Annotated in this window: 16 protein-coding genes and 1 pseudogene; 11 read left to right on the top strand and 6 right to left on the bottom strand. The window is 67.1% G+C overall.

Features of this window, described 5'->3' with window-relative positions; all coding sequences use genetic code 11:
• From AC1DS3_RS26755 to AC1DS3_RS26725, 7 genes are all read left to right on the top strand, one after another.
• Nucleotides 1–511: formate dehydrogenase subunit gamma (locus tag AC1DS3_RS26755; protein ID WP_477128299.1), on the top strand; the 511-nt coding region annotated here is incomplete at its 5' end.
• Nucleotides 512–547: 36 nt separating this feature from the next.
• Nucleotides 548–949, top strand: a complete 402-nt coding sequence (locus AC1DS3_RS26750) for a hypothetical protein (protein ID WP_477128298.1) — start codon at nucleotides 548–550, stop codon at nucleotides 947–949.
• A gap of 13 nt (nucleotides 950–962) precedes the next feature.
• Nucleotides 963–1,502, top strand: coding sequence for a superoxide dismutase family protein (locus AC1DS3_RS26745; RefSeq protein ID WP_477128297.1), 540 nt, complete (start codon nucleotides 963–965; stop codon nucleotides 1,500–1,502).
• A gap of 69 nt (nucleotides 1,503–1,571) precedes the next feature.
• Entirely contained in the window at nucleotides 1,572–2,402 is an 831-nt protein-coding gene (locus tag AC1DS3_RS26740; protein WP_416049447.1) for a formate dehydrogenase accessory sulfurtransferase FdhD, read from the top strand.
• A 192-nt stretch (nucleotides 2,403–2,594) separates the two neighbouring features.
• The gene (gene dcd / locus AC1DS3_RS26735; protein ID WP_017230746.1) at nucleotides 2,595–3,161 is read left to right on the top strand and encodes a dCTP deaminase; all 567 of its coding nucleotides are present in this window, start codon (nucleotides 2,595–2,597) and stop codon (nucleotides 3,159–3,161) included.
• 142 nt (nucleotides 3,162–3,303) lie between these two features.
• Complete coding sequence (locus AC1DS3_RS26730; RefSeq protein ID WP_183036612.1) at nucleotides 3,304–5,568, top strand: arginine/lysine/ornithine decarboxylase; 2,265 nt, start codon at nucleotides 3,304–3,306, stop codon at nucleotides 5,566–5,568.
• 143 nt (nucleotides 5,569–5,711) lie between these two features.
• Nucleotides 5,712–6,692, top strand: coding sequence for a quinone oxidoreductase family protein (locus AC1DS3_RS26725; protein ID WP_441633320.1), 981 nt, complete (start codon nucleotides 5,712–5,714; stop codon nucleotides 6,690–6,692).
• 120 nt (nucleotides 6,693–6,812) lie between these two features.
• Here AC1DS3_RS26725 and AC1DS3_RS26720 read toward each other — a convergent pair whose 3' ends face one another.
• The 5 genes from AC1DS3_RS26720 to AC1DS3_RS26700 form a co-directional block, all read right to left on the bottom strand.
• The gene (locus AC1DS3_RS26720; protein WP_477128296.1) at nucleotides 6,813–8,561 is read right to left on the bottom strand and encodes a TRAP transporter large permease; all 1,749 of its coding nucleotides are present in this window, start codon (nucleotides 8,559–8,561) and stop codon (nucleotides 6,813–6,815) included.
• Nucleotides 8,558–9,100 carry a TRAP transporter small permease subunit gene (locus tag AC1DS3_RS26715; protein ID WP_477128295.1) on the bottom strand — a complete coding sequence of 181 codons (543 nt, stop codon included), beginning with the start codon at nucleotides 9,098–9,100 and terminating at the stop codon, nucleotides 8,558–8,560. Before AC1DS3_RS26715 ends, AC1DS3_RS26720 begins: the two co-directional genes overlap by 4 nt.
• 217 nt (nucleotides 9,101–9,317) lie before the next feature.
• A complete protein-coding gene (argH, locus tag AC1DS3_RS26710) occupies nucleotides 9,318–10,727 on the bottom strand; it encodes an argininosuccinate lyase (RefSeq protein ID WP_441633324.1) in 1,410 nt (469 codons plus the stop codon).
• A 145-nt stretch (nucleotides 10,728–10,872) separates the two neighbouring features.
• Nucleotides 10,873–11,619 (bottom strand): anti-sigma factor, encoded by a 747-nt coding sequence (locus tag AC1DS3_RS26705; protein WP_477128294.1) that lies wholly within the window; start codon nucleotides 11,617–11,619, stop codon nucleotides 10,873–10,875.
• Nucleotides 11,616–12,272 carry a sigma-70 family RNA polymerase sigma factor gene (locus AC1DS3_RS26700; RefSeq protein ID WP_477128293.1) on the bottom strand — a complete coding sequence of 219 codons (657 nt, stop codon included), beginning with the start codon at nucleotides 12,270–12,272 and terminating at the stop codon, nucleotides 11,616–11,618. Before AC1DS3_RS26700 ends, AC1DS3_RS26705 begins: the two co-directional genes overlap by 4 nt.
• A 44-nt stretch (nucleotides 12,273–12,316) precedes the next feature.
• Here AC1DS3_RS26700 and AC1DS3_RS26695 point away from each other — a divergent pair, with 44 nt between their 5' ends.
• Nucleotides 12,317–12,952 (top strand): ferritin-like domain-containing protein, encoded by a 636-nt coding sequence (locus AC1DS3_RS26695; protein WP_477128292.1) that lies wholly within the window; start codon nucleotides 12,317–12,319, stop codon nucleotides 12,950–12,952.
• Nucleotides 12,953–13,125: 173 nt separating this feature from the next.
• Here the strand turns inward: AC1DS3_RS26695 and ppc are convergent.
• Nucleotides 13,126–15,851, bottom strand: a pseudogene (gene ppc, locus AC1DS3_RS26690) (phosphoenolpyruvate carboxylase).
• Nucleotides 15,852–15,930: 79 nt separating this feature from the next.
• Between ppc and hemC the strand changes: the two are divergent.
• From hemC to AC1DS3_RS26675, 3 genes are all read left to right on the top strand, one after another.
• Nucleotides 15,931–16,932 carry a hydroxymethylbilane synthase gene (gene hemC / locus AC1DS3_RS26685; protein WP_441633332.1) on the top strand — a complete coding sequence of 334 codons (1,002 nt, stop codon included), beginning with the start codon at nucleotides 15,931–15,933 and terminating at the stop codon, nucleotides 16,930–16,932.
• 9 nt (nucleotides 16,933–16,941) lie between these two features.
• The gene (gene hemDX, locus AC1DS3_RS26680) at nucleotides 16,942–19,104 is read left to right on the top strand and encodes a fused uroporphyrinogen-III synthase HemD/membrane protein HemX (RefSeq protein ID WP_477128291.1); all 2,163 of its coding nucleotides are present in this window, start codon (nucleotides 16,942–16,944) and stop codon (nucleotides 19,102–19,104) included.
• Between the two features lie 3 nt (nucleotides 19,105–19,107).
• Nucleotides 19,108–20,245: heme biosynthesis HemY N-terminal domain-containing protein (locus AC1DS3_RS26675; protein WP_477128290.1), on the top strand; the 1,138-nt coding region annotated here is incomplete at its 3' end.

Here is a 20,245-nt window from a genome sequence, read left to right as displayed (position 1 = left end):
GGTCTTTACCTTGTCGGTGATCGTCGGCTTCGTGATCTTCGTGCGCGACAACTTCCCCGCCCGGGAGGACTGGCAGTGGCTCGTCAAGCTTGGCGGGCTCGTGTCCGGCAAGCACGTGCCAAGCGGGCGCTTCAACGCTGGCGAGAAGGCCTGGTTCTGGGGCGGGCTGGTGGTCTTCGGCCTGATCCTGTCGGCCTCCGGCTGGGTGCTCGACATGATCGTGCCTGGCATGGATTTCTACCGCGCCACCATGCAGATCGCCAACATCATCCATGGCATCGCGGCGGTGCTGATGATCGCCATGGCTTGCGGCCATATCTACATGGGTACCATCGGCATGGAAGGGGCCTACCGCGCCATGCGCGACGGCTGGGTCGATGAAGCCTGGGCCAAGGAGCACCACGAGCTCTGGTACGACGATATCAAGGCAGGCAAGATCCCCGCGCAGCGCGCGGCTGAGCCGGAGCCGGGCGAGCGTGCCGGCGGCCGGGCCAGCCCGGGCGAAGTCTGAGCGCGCACGGCCGATCCCCAACGAGGAGCCCGATCCATGAACCGCATTCTGCTGGTGCTCGCCCTGGCCCTTGGCGGCACAGGCGCCCTGGCCAAGCTGCCGCCGCCCACGGAGGCGCAAAAGCTCAAGGCCGACGAGGCCAAGGCGCGCGCCGGCTGGGCCGACAAGGTGGCCGCCTATCAGCTCTGCCGAGCACAAGACAAGGCGGCGGCGCGCTACTACAGCGACATGCAGGCCAAAGGCAAGGCGGTGCCGGCGGCTGCCACGTCCGCGCCGTGCGCCGATCCGGGCCCGTTCGTGGCGCAAGCGCCGGCTGCGCAAGCCGCAGCAAGCACTGCTGGAGGGCCTTCCACCGCACCTGCCGCCACGCCTTCGGATCACAAACCGGCCGCAGCGCCGCGCACGGGAGCGGTACAATCGCCCCGGACATCACCGTGAGAGGAGGTTCGGCATGAAGCGTGTACGTGTACTTTTCAGTCTGGCGGTAGCGGGCACCCTGGCAGGCACTGTGGCTGGCTGCGGGGGCATGGGGATGGGCAGCTCCGATACCGCGGTCGCCGCACTGGCGTCCAAGAGCGGCACCGCGACGCAGGGCAGCATCACCTTCACCCAGCGCGGTGACAAGGTGCTGGTCAAGGCCGACGTAACCGGTCTGCCGCCCAATACCGAGCACGGCTTCCATGTGCACGAGAAGGGCGACTGCTCGGCCCCCGACGCCATGAGCGCGGGCGGCCACTTCAACCCGACGGCCAAGCCGCACGGCTCGATGTCGATGCCCGACCATCATGCCGGCGACATCAACAACCTCAAGGCCGACGCTACCGGCCGCGCCCAGGCCAGCTTCGAGCTGACCGGCGTGACCTTGGGCGCCGGCCCCACCAGCCTGGTGGGCCGCGCAGTGGTCGTCCACAAGGACCCGGACGACTACAAAACCCAGCCCACCGGCAACTCCGGCGGCCGCATCGCTTGCGGCGTGATCGCCAAGTCCTGACGGATGGGGCGGGGCGGCACGGGCCGGCGGTTCCCGGCGCGCGCCGTCCATCCCGCATCCCCCACGCCCATGCCCCTGCGCCCTGAAATGACCCACGCGTGCGTCCCCCTGATCGAAGAGGTCGAGGTGGTCGACGAGCAGGGGCGCGTGCGCCAGGCCTTCCTGCCCGGCGAGCGCCCGCTGACGGTCTACCTGGACAAACGCGAGCTGGTGACGCTGATGACGCTGGGCGGGGCGCCCGAGGCCCTGGTGCTGGGCTACCTGCGCAACCAGCGCCTGGTCGAATCGGTCGAGGATATCGCCGCGATCCAGGTCGACTGGGAAACCGAATCCGCCGCCGTCACGACCCGCACGGGCGTGGATCGCATCGAGGAGCGCACGGCGCGCCGGGTGGTGACCACCGGCTGTGGCCAGGGCACCGTGTTTGGCTCGTTGCTGGACGAAGTGGACAACATCCGGCTGCCGGACGACGCCACCCTGGACCAGGAAACGCTCTACGGCATCGTCGACACCATCCGGCTGCAGCAGTCGGTCTACAAACAGGCTGGCTCCGTGCATGGCTGTGCACTGTTCCGCGGGCGCGAGCTGCTGATGTTCATCGAGGATGTGGGCCGGCACAACGCCGTGGATGCCATCGCGGGCCTGATGTGGCTCGAAGGCATGAGCGGCGCCGACAAGGTGTTCTACACCACCGGGCGGTTGACTTCGGAGATGGTGATCAAGGGCGCCCAGATGGGCATCCCCTTCCTGCTGTCGCGCTCGGGTGTCACGCAGATGGGCTACCAGATGGCCCAGCGCGTCAACCTGGCCCTCTTTGCCCGGTGCACGGGGCGCCACTTCCTGCTCTATACCGGCCGCGAACGCTTCCGGCACCAGTTGCCGGAGCAAGCCACGGCCTGACACCCGGGGGTGGACGGCCCGTTCCGGGGCCGGGGTGGCATTTAAGGCGGTGATGCCGGATTTTGGTTGTACAATGCGGCCCATCGCAAGGCCCCGGCAGGTCCGGCGCGCCTGTGAGCAAATGCGAGCAGCGTTCCCGGTCAGCATGGACCGCGCCCGAGCCTGCCCTCATTTGTTCATCCCGATACCCCTATGAGCATCAAATCCGATAAGTGGATCCGCCGCATGGCGGAACAGCACGGCATGATCGAGCCCTTCGAGCCCGGCCAGGTACGGGAAGAAGACGGCCGCAAGATCGTTTCGTACGGCACCTCGAGCTACGGCTACGACATCCGCTGCGCCGACGAATTCAAGATCTTCACCAATATCAACAGCACCATCGTCGATCCGAAGAACTTCGACGAAAAGTCCTTTGTCGACTTCAAGGGCGATGTCTGCATCATCCCGCCGAACTCCTTCGCGCTGGCCCGCACGATGGAGTATTTCCGCATTCCGCGCAGCGTGCTGACCATCTGCCTGGGCAAGAGCACCTACGCGCGCTGCGGCATCATCGTCAACGTGACCCCGTTCGAGCCGGAATGGGAAGGCTATGTGACGCTGGAGTTCTCGAACACCACGCCGCTGCCTGCCAAGATCTACGCCGGCGAAGGTTGTGCCCAGGTGCTGTTCTTCGAGAGCGACGAGATCTGCGAGACTTCCTACCGCGATCGCGGTGGCAAGTACCAGGGTCAGCAAGGTGTCACACTGCCGAAGACCTGATCGCATACAATGCGCGCGTTGCGGTGTTACGGGTAACCCCGGGGCCGCGCGCCAAGCCTGAACGTCGAGCCACATGCCGACCCAGGGGGACGAATCCCCGGGCCATGTGGCTCAAGTCCTTCTTGCCGTCCAAGGATGCCAAATGAAATTCCGCTTCCCCGTCATCATCATCGATGAAGACTTCCGCTCCGAGAACATTTCCGGCTCGGGCATCCGCGCGCTGGCGCAGGCCATCGAGCAAGAAGGCATGGAGGTGATGGGCCTGACCAGCTATGGCGACCTGACCTCCTTCGCCCAGCAGTCCAGCCGCGCCTCCTCGTTCATCGTGTCGATCGACGACGACGAGTTCGTCAGCGAAGACGACCGGCCCGAAGCCGCGGCCATCGAGAAGCTGCGCGCCTTCGTCAACGAAGTGCGCCGCCGCAATACGGACCTGCCCATCTTCCTGTATGGCGAGACGCGTACCTCGCGGCATATCCCCAACGATATCCTGCGCGAGCTGCACGGCTTCATCCACATGTTCGAGGACACGCCGGAATTCGTCGCGCGCCACATCATCCGCGAAGCCCGGGTCTACCTGGACTCGCTGGCGCCGCCGTTCTTCAAGGCGCTGATCGCCTACGCGCAGGACAGCTCGTATTCGTGGCATTGCCCCGGCCACTCGGGTGGCGTGGCGTTCCTGAAGAGCCCGGTCGGCCAGGTGTTCCACCAGTTCTTCGGCGAGAACATGCTGCGCGCCGACGTCTGCAATGCCGTCGACGAGCTCGGCCAGCTGCTCGACCACACCGGCCCGGTGGCGGCCTCGGAGCGCAATGCCGCGCGCATCTTCAACTCCGACCACATGTACTTCGTCACCAACGGCACGTCCACCTCGAACAAGATGGTGTGGCATGCCAACGTGGCGCCGGGCGACATCGTGGTGGTGGACCGCAACTGCCACAAGTCGATCCTGCACGCGATCATGATGACGGGCGCGATTCCCGTGTTCCTGATGCCCACGCGCAATCACTACGGCATCATCGGCCCGATCCCGAAGAGCGAGTTCGATCCCGAGACCATTCGCCGCAAGATTGCCGCGCACCCGTTCGCCAGCCAGGCCAAGAACCAGAAGCCGCGCATCCTGACCATCACCCAGGGCACCTACGACGGCGTGCTGTACAACGCCGAACAGATCAAGGAAATGCTGGCCACCGAGATCGACACGCTGCATTTTGACGAAGCCTGGCTGCCGCACGCGGCATTCCACGACTTCTATCGCAACATGCACGCGATCGGCAAGGACCGCCCGCGCAGCAAGGACGCGCTGGTGTTCGCCACGCAGTCCACCCACAAGCTGCTGGCCGGCCTGTCGCAGGCATCGCAGATCCTCGTGCAGGATTCGGACACGCGCAAGCTGGACCGCTACCGGTTCAACGAGGCGTACCTGATGCACACGTCCACCAGCCCGCAGTACTCGATCATTGCCTCGTGCGACGTGGCGGCGGCGATGATGGAAGCCCCGGGCGGCACCGCGCTGGTCGAAGAAAGCATCCAGGAAGCGATGGACTTCCGCCGCGCCATGCGCAAGGTGGAAGGCGACTACGATGCCGGCAACAACGGCGACTGGTGGTTCAAGGTGTGGGGCCCCGAGGCGCTGGTCGAGGACGACATCGGCGACCGCGAAGAGTGGATGCTCAAGGCCAACGAACGCTGGCACGGCTTCGGCGACCTGGCCGATGGCTTCAACCTGCTCGACCCGATCAAGGCCACCATCATCACGCCGGGCCTGGACGTGGATGGCGAGTTCAGCGACCGCGGCATCCCTGCGGCCATCGTCACCAAGTACCTGGCCGAGCACGGCATCATCATCGAGAAGACCGGGCTGTACTCGTTCTTCATCATGTTCACCATCGGCATCACCAAGGGCCGCTGGAACTCGCTGGTGACCGAGCTGCAGCAGTTCAAGGACGACTACGACCAGAACCAGCCGCTGTGGCGCGTGCTGCCGGAATTCGTCGGCAAGCATCCCCAGTACGAGAAGCTCGGCCTGCGCGACCTGTGCGACGCGATCCACAGCGTCTACAAGGCCAATGACGTGGCCCGCGTGACCACCGAGATGTATCTGTCGGACATGGAACCGGCGATGAAGCCGTCGGACGCGTGGGCGATGATGGCGCACCGCGAGATCGAGCGCGTGGCCGTCGACGAGCTGGAAGGCCGCGTCACCGCCATCCTGCTCACGCCGTACCCGCCGGGCATTCCGCTGCTGATCCCGGGCGAGCGCTTCAACCGCATCATCGTGCAGTACCTGAAGTTCGCGCGCGAGTTCAACAAGCTGTTCCCCGGCTTCGAGACCGACATCCACGGCCTGGTCGAGGAAGAGGTCGAGGGTGGTGGCAAGGCGTATTTCGTCGACTGCGTGAAGTAACGCAGGCTGGCGGCAGGAAAGAGGGCCTCGCGCGTGCGAGGCCTTTTTTCTGCGCTCGCCCAGTCCTTGCGCACGGCCGACGCGCCGCGCGAGATTGCGATAGAGTGGCGCTCACAAATCTATGCAAACTCGACGGAGTGGAAATGACATCAGCACGCGTGGTGGAATTGACGGAGTTCGGCGGCCCCGAAGTGATGCGCCTGGTGAATGCCGAGTTGCCCGCGCCGGCGGCCGGCCAGGTGCAGTTGCGCCAGACCGCCATCGGCTTCAATTACATCGACGTCTACCAGCGCTCGGGCAAGTACCCGCTGCCATCGCCGACCGGGCTGGGCCATGAGGCCGCCGGCGTGGTCGAAGCGGTGGGCGAGGGCGTGACCGCCCTGCGCGAAGGCGACCGCGTGGTCTACATGCATGCTGGCATCGGTGCCTATGCCAGCCGGCGCAACGTGCCCGCCGACAAGCTGGTCAAGCTGCCCGACAGCATTGACGACCTCACCGCCGCGGCGGTCTTCTTCAAGGCCATGACCGCGCAATACCTCGTGCGCAAGACACATCCCGTGCAAGCCGGCGACATCGTGCTGGTGCATGCCGCCGCAGGCGGCGTAGGGCAGATCCTCAGCAGCTGGGCCAAGGCGCTCGGCGCCACCGTGATCGGCACCGCCGGCTCGGCCGAGAAGTGCGAAGTGGCCCGCGCGGCAGGGTGCGATGCCGCCATCGACTATTCGCAGGCGGACTGGGTGGCGCAGGTGATTGCTGCCACCGGCGGGCGCAAGGCGCGCGTGGTCTACGACTCGGTGGGCAAGCATACCTTCATAGGCTCGCTGGACTGCGCGGCGCCATTCGGGCTGGTGGCGCTCTATGGCGCCGCCTCGGGCCCCGTGCCGGCGTTCGAGCCGGAACTGCTCAGCAAGAAGGGTTGCCTGTTCCTGACGCGGCCATCGGTGTTCCCGCACAACGCCGACGCGCAGACGTTCCGCGCCAACGCGGCGGACGTGTTCCAGGCGATCGGGCAGGGCGCGATCCGGGCAGCCATTGGCGCGCGCTTCCCGCTTGAGCAGGTGGCCGAGGCGCATAGGGTGGCCGAGGCGCGCGCGACCACGGGCGCTATCCTGCTGCTGCCGTGACCTGAACTAACCAGACAAGACGCGGGGGCAACCCCGGAAATCAAAAAAAGGCCTCGGGTTTGAACTGAACCCGAGGCCTTTTTCCATGCCAGCGACCGAAGCCCCCGGCGATTTCACTAACTACTTCTTCTTGTCGAACTCGAACTGCGGCGTGGCGGGCTCGCTGTCGGCCGGCGCCGACGGCAACTCCAGCGTGCCTGGCTCGCTACGTCCGCCCGGCACCGGCGCTGGCACCGAGGCCGCTCCGCCCGGGCTCTCGCCCCCCAGCGGAATCGAGACCTCCGCCGCATTGCTATGGTGCAACGACCCCTTGTCCAGGAACATCGTCACCAAGCCCGGCCAGAACATCACCAGCACGACCATGATCAGCTGCAGGCCGACCCAGGGCAGCGCGCCCCAGTAGATGTCAGAGCTCTTCACTTCCTTGGGCGCGATGCCGCGCAGGTAGAACAGCGCGAAGCCGAAGGGCGGGTGCATGAAGGAAGTCTGCATGTTCACGCACAGCATCACGCCGAACCACACCAGCGCCGCAGTGGCCGCCGCTTCCGGGTTGCCGCCCATCGAATCGGCGACGACCGGGGCCAGCACCTTGACCGCAACCGGCGCCAGCATCGGCACCACGATGAAGGCGATCTCGAAGAAGTCCAGGAAGAAGGCGAGGAAGAAGATGAACAGGTTGACCACCAGCAGGAAGCCGATCCAGCCGCCCGGCAGCGAGGTGAACATGTGCTCCACCCAGGCGCCGCCATCCACGCCCTGGAACACCACCGAAAAGCAGGTGGAGCCGATCAGGATGAACACCACCATGGCGGTGATGCGCGCCGTGGACTGGTAAGCCTCGATGATCAGCCCGCGCAGCGCGCTCAGTTGCCCGGCGCGCAGCAGCAGCCACGTGATCACGAGGTAGACCACAGCCAGCGGAATGCGGAAGGCATGCGAGCCGAACGCGACGGTGCCGGCGATGATGGCCACGCCCGTGGCGGCAAGGCCGATGCGGTACAAGGTACGGTCGAGCTTGCCGAAGCCGGGGTCGCGCAGCACCGCCAGCACCAGCGCGCCGACTGCGCCCATGGCGCCGGATTCGGTCGGCGTGGCGATGCCCAGCATGATCGTGCCCAGCACCAGGAAGATCAGCACCGCGCAGGGAATGATGCCGCGCAGGCATTTGCGCCACAGCGGCCAGCCGCGCAGCGTGCGTTCTTCCACCGGCACCGGCGGCAGCCAGTCGGGTTTGACGCGCGTCAGCACGAAGGTATAAAGCGCGAACAGCGCGATCTGGATCACCGACGGGCCCCAGGCACCCAGGTACATGCTGCCCACGTCGGCGCTGCCCATCGGCGTCTTGAGCTGGTCGGCCAGCACGACCAGCACCAGCGACGGCGGCACCAGCTGCGTGATGGTGCCCGACGCCGCCAGCACGCCCGTGGCGTACTTCATGTTGTAGCGGTAGCGCATCATCACCGGCAGCGAGATCATCGCCATGGCGATCACCTGCGCCGCCACGGTGCCGGTGATGGCGCCGAGGATGAAGCCCACGATKATCACCGAGTAGCCCAGGCCGCCGCGCACCGGGCCAAACAACTGGCCCATGGAGTCCAGCATGTCCTCGGCCAGCCCGCACTTCTCCAGTATCGCCCCCATGAAGGTGAAGAACGGGATGGCGAGCAGCAGCTCGTTGGCCAGCACGCTGCCGAACACGCGGCTCGGCACCGCCTGCAGGAAACTGACCGGGAAGTAGCCGAACTCGATGGCCAKGATGCCGAAGGCAAGGCCCACCGCCGACAGCGAAAATGCKACCGGAAAACCGATCAGCATGAATACCACCAGGCCKCCGAACATCAGCGGCGGCATATATTCCAATGGAATCATTGCACCGGCCTCTCGTATTTCGATTCGATGCGCACCAGGCCCTTGAGGGCGGCGATGCGCTTGATCAGCTCGGACACGCCCTGCAGACCCAGCAGGACAAAGCCGAGGGGCACCACCAGCTTGATCGGGTATCGCGGCAGGCCGCCGGAATTACCGGATTGCTCGAGGATGCGCCACGAGGGCAGGAACAGGGAATCCCACGACAGCCAGGCAAACAGCACGCACGAAGGCAGCAGGAAGAAGATGATCCCGAAGATGTCGATCCAGTGTTGCGCGCGCTCCGATACGTTGCCGTAGATCAGGTCCACGCGCACGTGTTCGTTGCGCTGGAATGTGTAGGAGGCGCCGAACATCACCGCGATGGCAAACATATACCACTGCAATTCGAGCGGCCAGTTGTCGCTGAGGTTGAAGCCGTAACGCAGCAGGGCGTTGCCTGCGCTGATCAGGCACGACAGCAGGATCATGATGTTTGCAAGCCTGCCCGTGTGCTGATTMAACCTGTCGATCTGTCGTGACAGACCAAGCAAGTAATACATGGGTTGTCTCCCCTGTTTTTGCGGCGATTAGTTTATCTGTAACAAAATACTTCGGCGCTTGGGGCTAATACCTACCGCATCGCGCAAAAATCAAAAGGGCCGGGAGGCAATAAAAAAAGCCGCCAGGAGGGGCCTGCCCTGGCGGCATTCTTTCAAAATAAAACTTACGTGAAACTTACATCGGCACGCTGCGCTGCATGGAGTCCGCAGCCTGTGTTTAGAGCGTGGCGCGCGCCGCGGCAATCGCCGCGCGCACCTGCGCCGGCGCGGTGCCGCCGATATGGTTACGCGCCGCGACCGAGCCCTCCAGCGTCAGCACCGCGTGCACGTCATCGCCGATCAGCGCGGCCTTGTCGCCCAGGCCGGTGACGTCGCGCAGCTCGGCCACGGTCAGGTCGGCCAGGTCGCAGCGACGGTCGTCGCAGGCGCGCACCGCGTGGGCCACGGCTTCGTGGGCATCGCGGAAGGGCAGGCCGTGCTTGACCAGGTAGTCGGCCAGGTCGGTGGCGGTGGCGTAGCCTTGCAGCGCAGCGGCGCGCATGGCGTCCGGCTTGACCGAGATGCCCGGCACCATGTCGGCGAAGATGCGCAGCGTGTCGGCCACGGTGTCGACCGTGTCGAACAGCGGCTCCTTGTCTTCCTGGTTGTCCTTGTTGTACGCCAGGGGCTGGCCCTTCATCAGGGTCAGGAGGCCGATCAGGTGGCCGTTGACGCGGCCGGTCTTGCCGCGCGCCAGTTCGGGCACGTCCGGGTTCTTCTTCTGCGGCATGATCGAGCTGCCCGTGCAGAAGCGGTCGGCGATGTCGATAAAGCCCACGCGCGGGCTCATCCAGATCACCAGTTCTTCGGAGAAGCGCGAGATGTGGGTCATCACCAGCGCGGCGGCGGCGCAGAACTCGATGGCGAAGTCGCGGTCGGAGACGGCGTCCAGCGAGTTGCGGCACACGCCGTCGAAGCCCAGCTGCTGCGCCACGAACTCACGGTCGATCGGGTAGCTGGTGCCGGCCAGCGCGGCGGCGCCCAGCGGCAGGCGGTTCACGCGGCGGCGGCAGTCGGCCATGCGCTCGGCGTCGCGCGTGAACATTTCCACGTAGGCCAGCAGATGGTGCCCGAAGGTGACCGGCTGGGCGACCTGCAAGTGGGTGAAGCCCGGCAGGATGGTGTCGGCGTTCTTCTCGGCCAGGTCCAGCAGCGCGCCGCGCAGCGCGCCCAGCAGGCCGATGATGGTGTCGATCTCGCTGCGCAGCCACAGGCGGATATCGGTAGCGACCTGGTCGTTACGCGAGCGGCCGGTGTGCAGGCGCTTGCCGGCGTCGCCGACCAGCGCGGTCAGGCGCGCTTCGATATTCAGGTGGACGTCTTCCAGGTCGAGCTTCCACTCGAAGCTGCCGGCCTCGATCTCGCCACGGATCTGCGTCATGCCGCGCTCGATCTCGGCGCGATCGGCCTCGGCGATGATTCCCTGCTTGGCCAGCATGGCGGCGTGCGCCAGCGAACCCTGGATGTCGAAGAGAGCCAGGCGCTTGTCGAAGAACACCGAAGCGGTGTAGCGCTTCACCAGGTCGGACATCGGTTCGGAGAAGCGGGCGGACCAGGCTTCGCCTTTCTTGGCAAGTTGGGAGGTCATGGGCGGTAAGGCTGGGTTAGCTCGCAAGCCGGCGGCGGGCCGCGGGGCGAACGAGAAAATTCGGGGAAAGCGCGATTATATCGCTGCCGGGCCCTACGCAGACGGTAGCGGGTCCGGGAGAGYCTCCCGGCCTGCCCTATACGCCCTATAAGGTGTTGTCGATGACCTGGCCCTTGAACACCACCGGCCCGGTGGGGCCGTTGGGATCGGGCGAGCCGCCGCGCGGCTCCACGCTGATGGCCAGCGCCGGCACCTTGCCCAGCGCCTGGGCGACCGCCAGGCGCAACTGGCGCTGGTGCCCGATCACGCCGAGCGACTGCGGCTTGCCGCTGGCCGGGAGGGCCCAAAGCTGCAGGGCCTGCGCATCGTTCAGTGGCAGGTGATCCAGGCGCCGCAAGGTCAGTGCTTGCGAACGTGCATCCCAAGTCACAAGCACGGCGRCCTGGGCGCGATCGTCGTTGAGCACGGCCACCGCATTGACCAGCGGGGCAGTGTCCAACTGGCGGGCCATCCGCACGTTGAGGCCGATTGCCACGGCCGCCAGCACGGCGGTCGCCATGGTGGCGCCGCGCCAGAAGCCGGGGGCGGCCCACAGCCGTTGCCACCAGGCTGCGGGTGCCTCACCGGCTGGGCCCGCCGCGTCGGACGCCTTCATGGCTTGCCAGCCCAGCCGTTGTTCGATCCCGCACCACACCTTCTCCACCGGCGCCGATGCAGGCTGGAGTTCGGCAAGGCCAGACAGCCTGGACTGCCAGTGGCTGATGGCCGCGCGGATCGCGGGTTCCTCGCGGGCGAGCGTTTCCAGCCGGCGGCGCGCGCCCCCGCGCAACACGCCCAGCGCATACTGCGCGGCAAGGCGGTCGATCAGGTCGGGACGGCGGCTGAGGTTCATGGCAGGCTTTCCAGGCACGTGCGCAGGCGCTCCAGGCCGCGCCGTATCCATGACTTGACGGTGCCAAGCGGCACCTGCAATTGTTCAGACAGCTCGCTATGGCTCATGTCCTTCAGGTAGGCCAGCGAGATAGCCTGCCGCTGCGGCTGTTCCAGCCGCTGCAGGCACTGGTTCAATGCCCGCGCTTGCTGGCTGGCGAGCGCAAGTTCCGCCGGGCCGGCCGCTTCGTCGGCCAGCCACTCGCCGAGGCTGTCGTCCAGCTCCACGGTCTGGCTGGTGCGGGCAGCTGCCTGGCGGCGCAGGCAATCCAGCGCCCGGTTGCGCACGATGGCTGTCATCCAGGTCATCGGGGCAGCCAGGTGCGGCCGGTAGTCGCCGGCGTGATGCCAGATGCTGACGAAACTCTCTTGCACCACATCCTCCGCCCAATCGTGCCTGCTGGTTATACGCAGCGCGAGGCCAAACAGTTTCGTTGCGGTCTGGTCGTAGAGCTGCCGCAAGGCGTGCCGGTCTCCCATGGCCGTGCCTTGCAGCAACGCGGCAAGCAGGTCGGCGTCGGCCGGCCTGGGGGCAAAAGAGGAGTCGGCGGAGGAGGAGGGCACCGAGACAGGCGCCGCCGTTGCAGCCGCGATGCAAGCCGCATCCGAGTGCATGCGACCCCATGAGGGCGCCATCCACCCCTATACAGGAGAGCACCATGGAACGCATGCAGTCGAGCACCGCGCAGCACGAACGCCGGGCCGGCGAGGACACGGACAGCCGCGTCCTTGTTGCGCCGGATGCGCGCCGGCGCGGCTTGCTGAAAGTCCCCGGCCTGTTCGCGCTGGGATCGCTGGCGGTCATGAGCCTGGGTGAGTCGATGCCAGCATGGGCGCAGGTTCAGTCCGGCAGCACCAAGGACGATATCGCCATTCTCAATGTTGCCCTCGGGCTGGAATACCAGGCCATCGCGGCCTATCAGGTTGGCGCGGAGAGCGGTTTGCTGCAAAAACCCGTGCTGGAAACCGCGGTCAAGTTCCAGACGCACCACAAGGCACACGCACAGGTGCTGGCTGGCACGGTGTCCAAGATGGGCGGCAGCCCCGTGATGACCAAAAAGCCGGGTGAATACGGCTTCCCGACCGACCAGCTGAAGACCCAGGCCGATGTATTGCGCTTTGCCGCAGGCCTTGAGAAAGGTGCCACCGCGGCCTACCTGGGTGTATTGCCGAACTTCCACAATCGCGAGCTGACCAAGGCCGCCGGCAGCATCCTGGGTGACGAAGCGATGCATTGGGCCATCCTGCTCTCGGTGCTCGGCGAAGACCCGGTGCCGGGCGCGTTCGTCGGCTGAAGCCTGGCCGCCAACATCGGATGGCGCGCCCGGTCGGCCGTTTCTGCCCGGATAGCCGCTATCCTCGGTAGACGAGCCGCACTCTGCGCCGTCCGGCCTGCTGGCCGGACGGGTTCCCCGCCATGGTGCCAGCCACCATGGCGGTTTTTTTGCGCAGTGCGCGCAGCCTCGCCTTAGCCGCTGTTGCGCAGGCCCGCCGCCACCCCGTTGATGGTCAGGTGAATGCCGCGCCGCACGCGGATGTCGTCCCCGTCCTTGCCCGAGCGGTAGCGCTTGAGCAATTCCACCTGCAAGTGGTTGAGCGGGTCCAGGTAGGCGAAGCGGTTCTTGATGGAACRCGCCAGCAGCGGATTGTCGGCGAGGCGCTCGTGGCGGCCGGTGATCAGGGCCAGCATCTCGCACGTTAGGTGCCACTCGGCGCTGATGCGCGCGAACACCGTCTTGCGCAGCGCGGCGTCTTCGCACAGCTGGGCGTAGCGCGAGGCCACGGCCAGGTCGGTCTTGGCCAGCACCATGTCCATATTGGACAGCAGCGTGGTGAAGAACGGCCAGGTCTTGACCATGCGGCGCAGCGTGGCCACGGCGGCCTTGTGCGCGCGCTCGTCCGGCGCGTCGCCAGGTCCTTCGGCGCGTTTTGCGTCGGCAGCAGCGAGGCTTCCAGCGTGGCGGCGATCACCGTTTCCAGGTTGCGCCGGCCGATCTCGGCGTTGGCGAACTTGCTGTTGATGATCTCGCCCTGCTCGGTCAGGCGGATCTGGCCGTTGACCGTGCCCGGCGGCTGCGACAGGATGGCCTGGTAGGTCGGGCCGCCGCCGCGGCCAACGGTGCMGCCGCGGCCATGGAACAGCCGCAGCTTCACGCGGCGCGCCTCGAACACCTGCACCAGTGCCAGCTCGGCCTTGTACAGTTCCCAGTTGGAGGTCAGGAAGCCGCCGTCCTTGTTGGAGTCGGAGTAGCCCAGCATCACTTCCTGCTCGCCGCCATGGTGGGCGATCACCGAGGCAAAGCCCGGCAGTTCCAGCAGCGATTGCATGATGCCGGCAGCGTTGCGCAAGTCTTCGATGGTCTCGAACAGCGGGATCACCATCAGTTCCGGGCGCGCCGGGTTGGTCTTGCTGCCCAGCGTGCCGTGCAGCATGCCGGTTTCCTTCTGCAGCAGCAGCACCTCGACCAGGTCGGACAGCGTCTCGGTGTGCGAGATGATGTAGTTGCGGGCCACGCGCGCGCCATAGCGGGCGCGCAGCTCGCGCGCCATGTTCAGGATGGCCAGCTCGCTGCGGGTCTGCTCGGAATAGGCATGCCAGGGCAGCGTCAGCAGGCGCGGCTGGCGCAGCTCGGCCAGCAACAGTTCCAGCTTGCGGGCTTCCGTCAGGCCGGCATAGTCGGCCTCCACGCCGGCTGCGGCGAACAGTTCCGCGATCACCGCCTCGTGCACGTCGGACACCTGGCGCATGTCGATCGAGGCCAGGTGGAAGCCGAACACGGCGATGGCCTTGGCCAGCGCATCGATGCGGGTGCGCGCCAGCGCCTCGCCGTGGTGGGCGCGCAGCGAGTCGATCACGACCTGCACGTCGGCGGCAAAGGATTGCGCGTCGGCATAGGGCGCGGAGTCGGCCACCGGGTGGCGCGGCGCGGCCTGCCCGGTGACGGCCTGGCAGGTTGCCGCCAGGCGCGCATAGATGCCGATCAGTGCGCGGCGGTACGGTTCGTCGGCGCGATGATCGGAGTGGTCGGGCGAGGCATCCGCCAGCGCCAGCAGTGCCGGGCTGGCCTCCACCATCAGGCTCGACATCGACAGTTCGGCGCCCAGCGCGTGGACTTCGTCCAGGTACCACTCCAGGATCAGCGACGATTGCTGGCTGGCGGCGTGTTGCAGCGTGTCGGCGGTGACATTGGGGTTGCCGTCGCGATCGCCGCCGATCCAGGAGCCCATCTGGAAGAAGGGCGCGAGCTGGGTAGAGGCGGCCGGCGCAGCCTTGCTCTTGCGCGTGRCGGGAAACACCGCGGCGATGTCCTCTTCCAGCTCGCTCATCAGTTGCGGGATGCCGCGCAGGAAGCAGGTGCGGTAGTAGGACAGCGCATTCTCGATTTCGTCCACCACCATCAGCCGCGTATTGCGCAGCATGCGGGTCTGCCACAGCGTGGTGACGCGCGCGCGCAACAGCGCGGTGTTGTGCTCGCGCTCACGCGCGGTCATGGGCAGGTCGCGCTCGGCCAGCAGGCGGGCGATCTCGCGCTCGGCGTCGAGAATGCTCTTGCGCTGGACTTCGGTCGGGTGGGCGGTCAGCACTGGCACGATCAGCGCTTCGTCAAAGAACTTGCGCAGTGTCTTGCCGGTCACGCCAGCCGCGTCGATGGCCTGCAGCGCATGCGCCAGGCTGCCCGGCTGCGGCGGCGATCCGGCCAGCGCGTGCACGCGACGGCGGCGGTTGTGGTGCTGGTCCTCGGCGATATTGGCCAGGTGCGAGAAATAACTGAAGGCGCGCACCACCGAGTTGGTCTGGTCGCGCGACAGGCGCTTGAGCAGGCGATCCAGCTCCGCGCCGGCGGCGCGGTCGTTCTCGCGGCGAAAGCGCACGGCGGTCTGGCGGATGGTCTCGACGACCTCGAAGGCGGCTTCGCCTTCTTGCTCGCGCACGCAGTCGCCCAGCAAGCGGCCCAGGAAGCGGATGTCTTCGCGCAAGGGCACGTCCTTGTCGCTGGCGCGGCGAGCCGGCGTCGTGGCGGGCGCTGCTTCAGGCTGCGCGGCGCTGGCGCGCCTGGTACGGGTGGCCTTGGCGGATGGGGCAGATGGGGCGGTCGCGGGAATCGAGGCGGAAGCCAATGCGGTGTCGGGGGCGTCTGCCCGGCTGGCGGTTGGCTTGCGCCGGCCTGCGGGGCGCGCAGCTTGCTGCGTCATGCAATCTCCTGTCGTTTCTTATCTATTGTGTATTGTCTGTTGGCCCGGAGCGGCTTGGGGTGCGTGCTAACATTCGCGGATGCAAGCATCCGTCTCCCCGTCGTCTTCCAGCGCCGCGCCGCGCAAGCTAGTCATTGCCTCCCGTGAAAGCCGTTTGGCTATGTGGCAGGCCGAGCATGTGCGTGCTGCATTGCAACAATACTATCCCGCGTGCGATGTGTCCATTCTCGGAATGACTACGCGCGGAGATCAGATTCTAGACCGTACTTTGTCCAAGGTTGGCGGCAAGGGCCTGTTCGTCAAGGAACTCGAGATCGCGATGGCCGAAGGCCGCGCCGACCTTGCCGTGCACTCCCTCAAGGATGTGCCGATGGAGTTACCTGAGGGGTTTGCCCTGACTGCCATCATGGAGCGCGAGGACCCGCGCGATGCGCTGGTCTCAAGCGGCTTCGCCTCGCTGGACGACATGCCCGCCGGCACCGTGGTAGGCACCTCCAGCCTGCGCCGCGAGGCCGCGTTGCGCACCCGCTACCCCCACCTGGTGATCCAGCCGCTGCGCGGCAACCTGGATACCCGCCTGGCCAAGCTCGACCGTGGCGACTACGGCGCTATCATCCTGGCCGCCGCCGGCCTCAAGCGGCTTGGCCTGGTCAATCGTATCCGTGCCGTRCTGGATCCGGTCAGCTCGCTGCCGGCAGCCGGGCAAGGTGCGCTGGGCATCGAGATCCGGTCCGGCCGCCCCGAGCTGGCCGCTTGGCTGGCGCCGCTGAACCATGCGCCCAGCGCGCTGGCCGTGACCGCCGAGCGTGCCGTGTCGCGCATGCTGGGCGGTTCGTGCCAGGTGCCGCTTGCCGCGCATGCGCGCTGGGACGGCGCGCAACTGCACATCGACGCCTTCGTGGCGCTGCCCGATGGCAGCCGCTGTGTGCGGGCCCAGTCCGCCGCCGTGGTGGAAGGCGCCGATGCATCCAGCCAGGCCGAAGCGCTTGGCAAGGCCGTTGCCCAGGACCTGTTGGGGCAGGGCGCGGCTGACATTCTCGCGGCGCTGGCGGATCCGGCGTCCCCCCAAGCCCCTGCCTGAGACCGGCCCATGCCCCGCCCGACCGTCGTTGTAACACGACCCGCCGGGCAGTCCCGGCAACTTACCGAGGCCTTGTCGGCCGCCGGCCTGGACGTGCTTGGCTTTCCGCTGCTGGCGATCGGCCCCGTGGCCGACGATGCCCCCTTGCGCGCGGCGCTGGCGCAACTGGCGGACTTCGCGCTGGTGGTCTTCGTCAGCCCCAATGCCGTGGCCTTCGCGCTCGATGCACTGGCCCAGGTGCAGGACAAGCCCGCGCCGCAGTGGCCGGCATCCGTAGCGGTAGCCGTGGTTGGCCCTGCCAGCGTGGCTGCGCTGGCCGAGCGCGGGATTGCCGCGCCCAACTGCCGCGTGATCGCCCCGGCCGGCTGCACAACCGGCCATGAGGCAGACAACGGCGACGCCGYCAACGGTGGCGACGGCACCGCGGCGCGCTTCGATTCCGAGGCGCTGTGGCAACAGCTCGAAGCCCAGCTTGGCACCGGGGCGCTTGCCGGGCGGCAGGTCCTGATCATCCGTGGCAACGGCGGACGCGACTGGCTGGCCGAGCGCCTGCGCGCCGCCGGCGCCGAGGTGCTGGCGGTCGAGGCTTACCAGCGCTCTGTCCCCACGCCCGGCAGCATGCAATGGCAGGCCGTGCGCGACGCTCTCAAGCCGGGCGCGGCACCGCAGGCCTGGCTGCTGACCAGCTCCGAAGCCGTGCGCAATCTCGATGAGATGGCGCGCCAGGCCCTGAGCCCGCAAGAGCTCGCCTGCCTGCGCCAGGTGCAGTGCATCGCGCCCCATGCGAGAATCGCCGAACAGGCCTTGGCCCTTGGCTTCACGCACCTGCTGCGCGCGGCGCCCGGAGACGAAGGCCTGCTGGCGGCTTGCCGCCAGTGGGCGCAGGCGCATGCCGGCCCGCCGGCGCCGATGCCTGTCGCGGCGCCGCCGGCTGCCGCCGCGCCCGTCCCGCTCGCCACGGTGCCGCCGCCGCTCCCGGCAGCACCACCAGTCAACCCACCGCCCGCAACGTCAACGAAGGTCGATCGCGTGACGCAAGACAATACCGCTCCTCCCGCCTCCAGCCCGCCTCCCGCGGCTGGCGCCCCGCTGCCCGCGCGCGGCGCGCCCCGCGTCAATCCGTGGTGGCTGCTGCTGTTCCTGCTGATCCTCGCCATAGGCGGCGGTTTCTGGTGGCTGCAGCAGCGCGTGGACCACCTGACCCAGGAACTGGCGCGGCGCCAGCAGAGCAACGATGCGCTGGTGCAGGAAACCCGGGTGCTCTCGCGCAATGCGCAGGACACCGTCAAGGAACTGCAGGCCAAGGTTGGCGCGCTGGACGGCCAGGTGGGCGAGGCGCGCGACAAGCAATCCGCGCTGGAGCAGGTCTACCAGGACCTGATGCGCAACCGCGACGACTGGGAGATCGCCGAGATCCAGCAACTGCTCACCAACGCCGGCCAGCAACTCCAGCTGACGGGCAATGTGCAGGTAGCGCTGGCCGCGCTGCAAAGCGCCGACACGCGCCTTGCACGGACCGACAAGCCGCAGTACAACCTGTTGCGCCGTGCCATCGCGCGCGACGTGGCGCGCATGAAGGCCGTGCCGGATACGGACCTGACCGGCGCTGCGATCAAGCTCGACGAAGCCATCAACCAGATCGATACGCTGCCGTTGCTGTCGAGCGAGCGCATGCTCGAGCGCAGTGAAGCGGACGCGCGCAAGACGGACGCGAAGGCCGAGGCTGTCGACAAGCCCGCCAAGCCCGCCGGCGCCAAGGCTGGCAAGAATGCCGCCAAGGACGAGGCAGTGTCGGCCGGCAACGCGATCGGCAACTGGTTTGGCCGCCTGTGGGGCAGCGTGCGCGACGAGCTGATGCAAGTCATCCGCATCCGCCGCGTGGATGATGCCCAGGCACTGCTGCTGACCGGCGACCAGGGCTGGTTCCTGCGCGAGAACGTCAAGCTGCGCCTGCTCAATGCGCGCCTGGCGCTGCTGTCGCGCAACGAGCCCGTGTTCCGCAATGACCTGGCGGCCGCGCAAGCCATGATCGGACGCTATTGCGACACCAAGTCGCGCCGCGTGCAGGCCGTGCTGACCCTGCTCAAGCAGGCCCAGGCCGGCGCCGTGACGGTGCAGTTGCCCACCATGGCGGAAAGCCTCGGCGCGCTGCAAGCGCTCAAGAAGGAGTAGCGCATGCGGCTTCTTTTCTGGGTAGCTATCTTGTTTGGCGGCGCGGTCGGGCTCGCGCTGTTCACGCAATTCAACCAGAGCAATCTGGTCCTGTTCTACCCGCCTTACCGGGTTGAGCTGTCGCTGAACCTGGCGCTGGCCCTGCTGTTGCTGGCCTTCTTCGTGGTCTGGACCATCCTCAGCACCGCGCGCCATCTGTCCGAGATGCCGGCGCGTGCCGCGGCCTACCGCGAGCGCAGCCGCATGAGCCGCGCGCAGGCGGCCTTGCGCGAGTCCATCGAGAACCTGTTCGCCGGCCGCTTTGCCCGTGCCGAGCGTACCGCGCGCGAGGCCCAGGCCTGGCCCGAGCAGGCCCAGACGGCGGCGCTGATTGGCGCCCGCGCGGCGCACCGCATGCAGGAAACCGAGCGGCGCGACGCCTGGATGGCGCAGGTGACCGACCCCGAGCGCGAGCAGGCCCGGCTGGTGTCGATGGCCGAGTTGCTGGTCGACGCGCGCGATGCCGACGGCGCGCTGGAAACCATCGCGCAGCTGCAGGCCCAGGGCGCGCGCCAGATCCATGTGCAGCGCATCGCGCTGCGTGCCCACCAGCACCTGAAGAACTGGACCGAAGTCCTGCGCCTGGCGCGCTCGCTGGAAAAGCGCAACGCCCTGCATCCTGTGCTGGCGCTGCGCCTCAAGCAACTGGCCTGCGAGGCCCTGCTGGAGGAGCGCCGCCACGACGTGCAGGGCCTGCAGGATTTCTGGCGTTCATTGTCCACCGACGAACGCCGCGCAGCCCGCATCGCCGAGCCCGCGGCGCGCTATTTCGCGGCGCTGGGCCGTCAGGATGAAGCGCGCAAGATCGTGGAGGACGCGCTCAAGGTCAACTGGGATAGCCGGCTAGTCTTGCGCTATGCCGACTGCGCGGAGCCGGGACGTGCGCTGCCGCAGATTCAGCAGGCCGAGAAATGGCTGACGCAGCATCCGGTGGATGCGGATCTCTACTTCACGCTTGGCGTGTTGTGCCTGGGCGAGAAGCTATGGGGCAAGGCGCAGTCCAGCTTTGAGCGGGCGTTGAAATATGCGGATGCTGACCTGCAGCGCAGGTTGCGGGTTCGGGCGCATCTGGCGTTGGCCAAGATGTTCGAGGAGACTGAGC

Source organism: Cupriavidus sp. 01L46 (assembly GCF_056399905.1).
Note: the sequence above shows the minus strand (reverse complement) of the source record. Positions and strands in the feature narration are given on the sequence as shown.

Bases quoted from the DNA above. Each gene is read 5' to 3' on its own strand.
- AC1DS3_RS26750 (WP_477128298.1), top strand. From the start codon at position 548: ATGAACCGCATTCTGCTGGTGCTCGCCCTGGCCCTTGGCGGCACAGGC.
- AC1DS3_RS26745 (WP_477128297.1), top strand. From the start codon at position 963: ATGAAGCGTGTACGTGTACTTTTCAGTCTGGCGGTAGCGGGCACCCTG.
- AC1DS3_RS26740 (WP_416049447.1), top strand. From the start codon at position 1,572: ATGCCCCTGCGCCCTGAAATGACCCACGCGTGCGTCCCCCTGATCGAA.
- dcd (WP_017230746.1), top strand. From the start codon at position 2,595: ATGAGCATCAAATCCGATAAGTGGATCCGCCGCATGGCGGAACAGCAC.
- AC1DS3_RS26730 (WP_183036612.1), top strand. From the start codon at position 3,304: ATGAAATTCCGCTTCCCCGTCATCATCATCGATGAAGACTTCCGCTCC.
- AC1DS3_RS26725 (WP_441633320.1), top strand. From the start codon at position 5,712: ATGACATCAGCACGCGTGGTGGAATTGACGGAGTTCGGCGGCCCCGAA.
- argH (WP_441633324.1), bottom strand. From the start codon at position 10,727: ATGACCTCCCAACTTGCCAAGAAAGGCGAAGCCTGGTCCGCCCGCTTC.
- AC1DS3_RS26700 (WP_477128293.1), bottom strand. From the start codon at position 12,272: ATGCACTCGGATGCGGCTTGCATCGCGGCTGCAACGGCGGCGCCTGTC.
- AC1DS3_RS26695 (WP_477128292.1), top strand. From the start codon at position 12,317: ATGGAACGCATGCAGTCGAGCACCGCGCAGCACGAACGCCGGGCCGGC.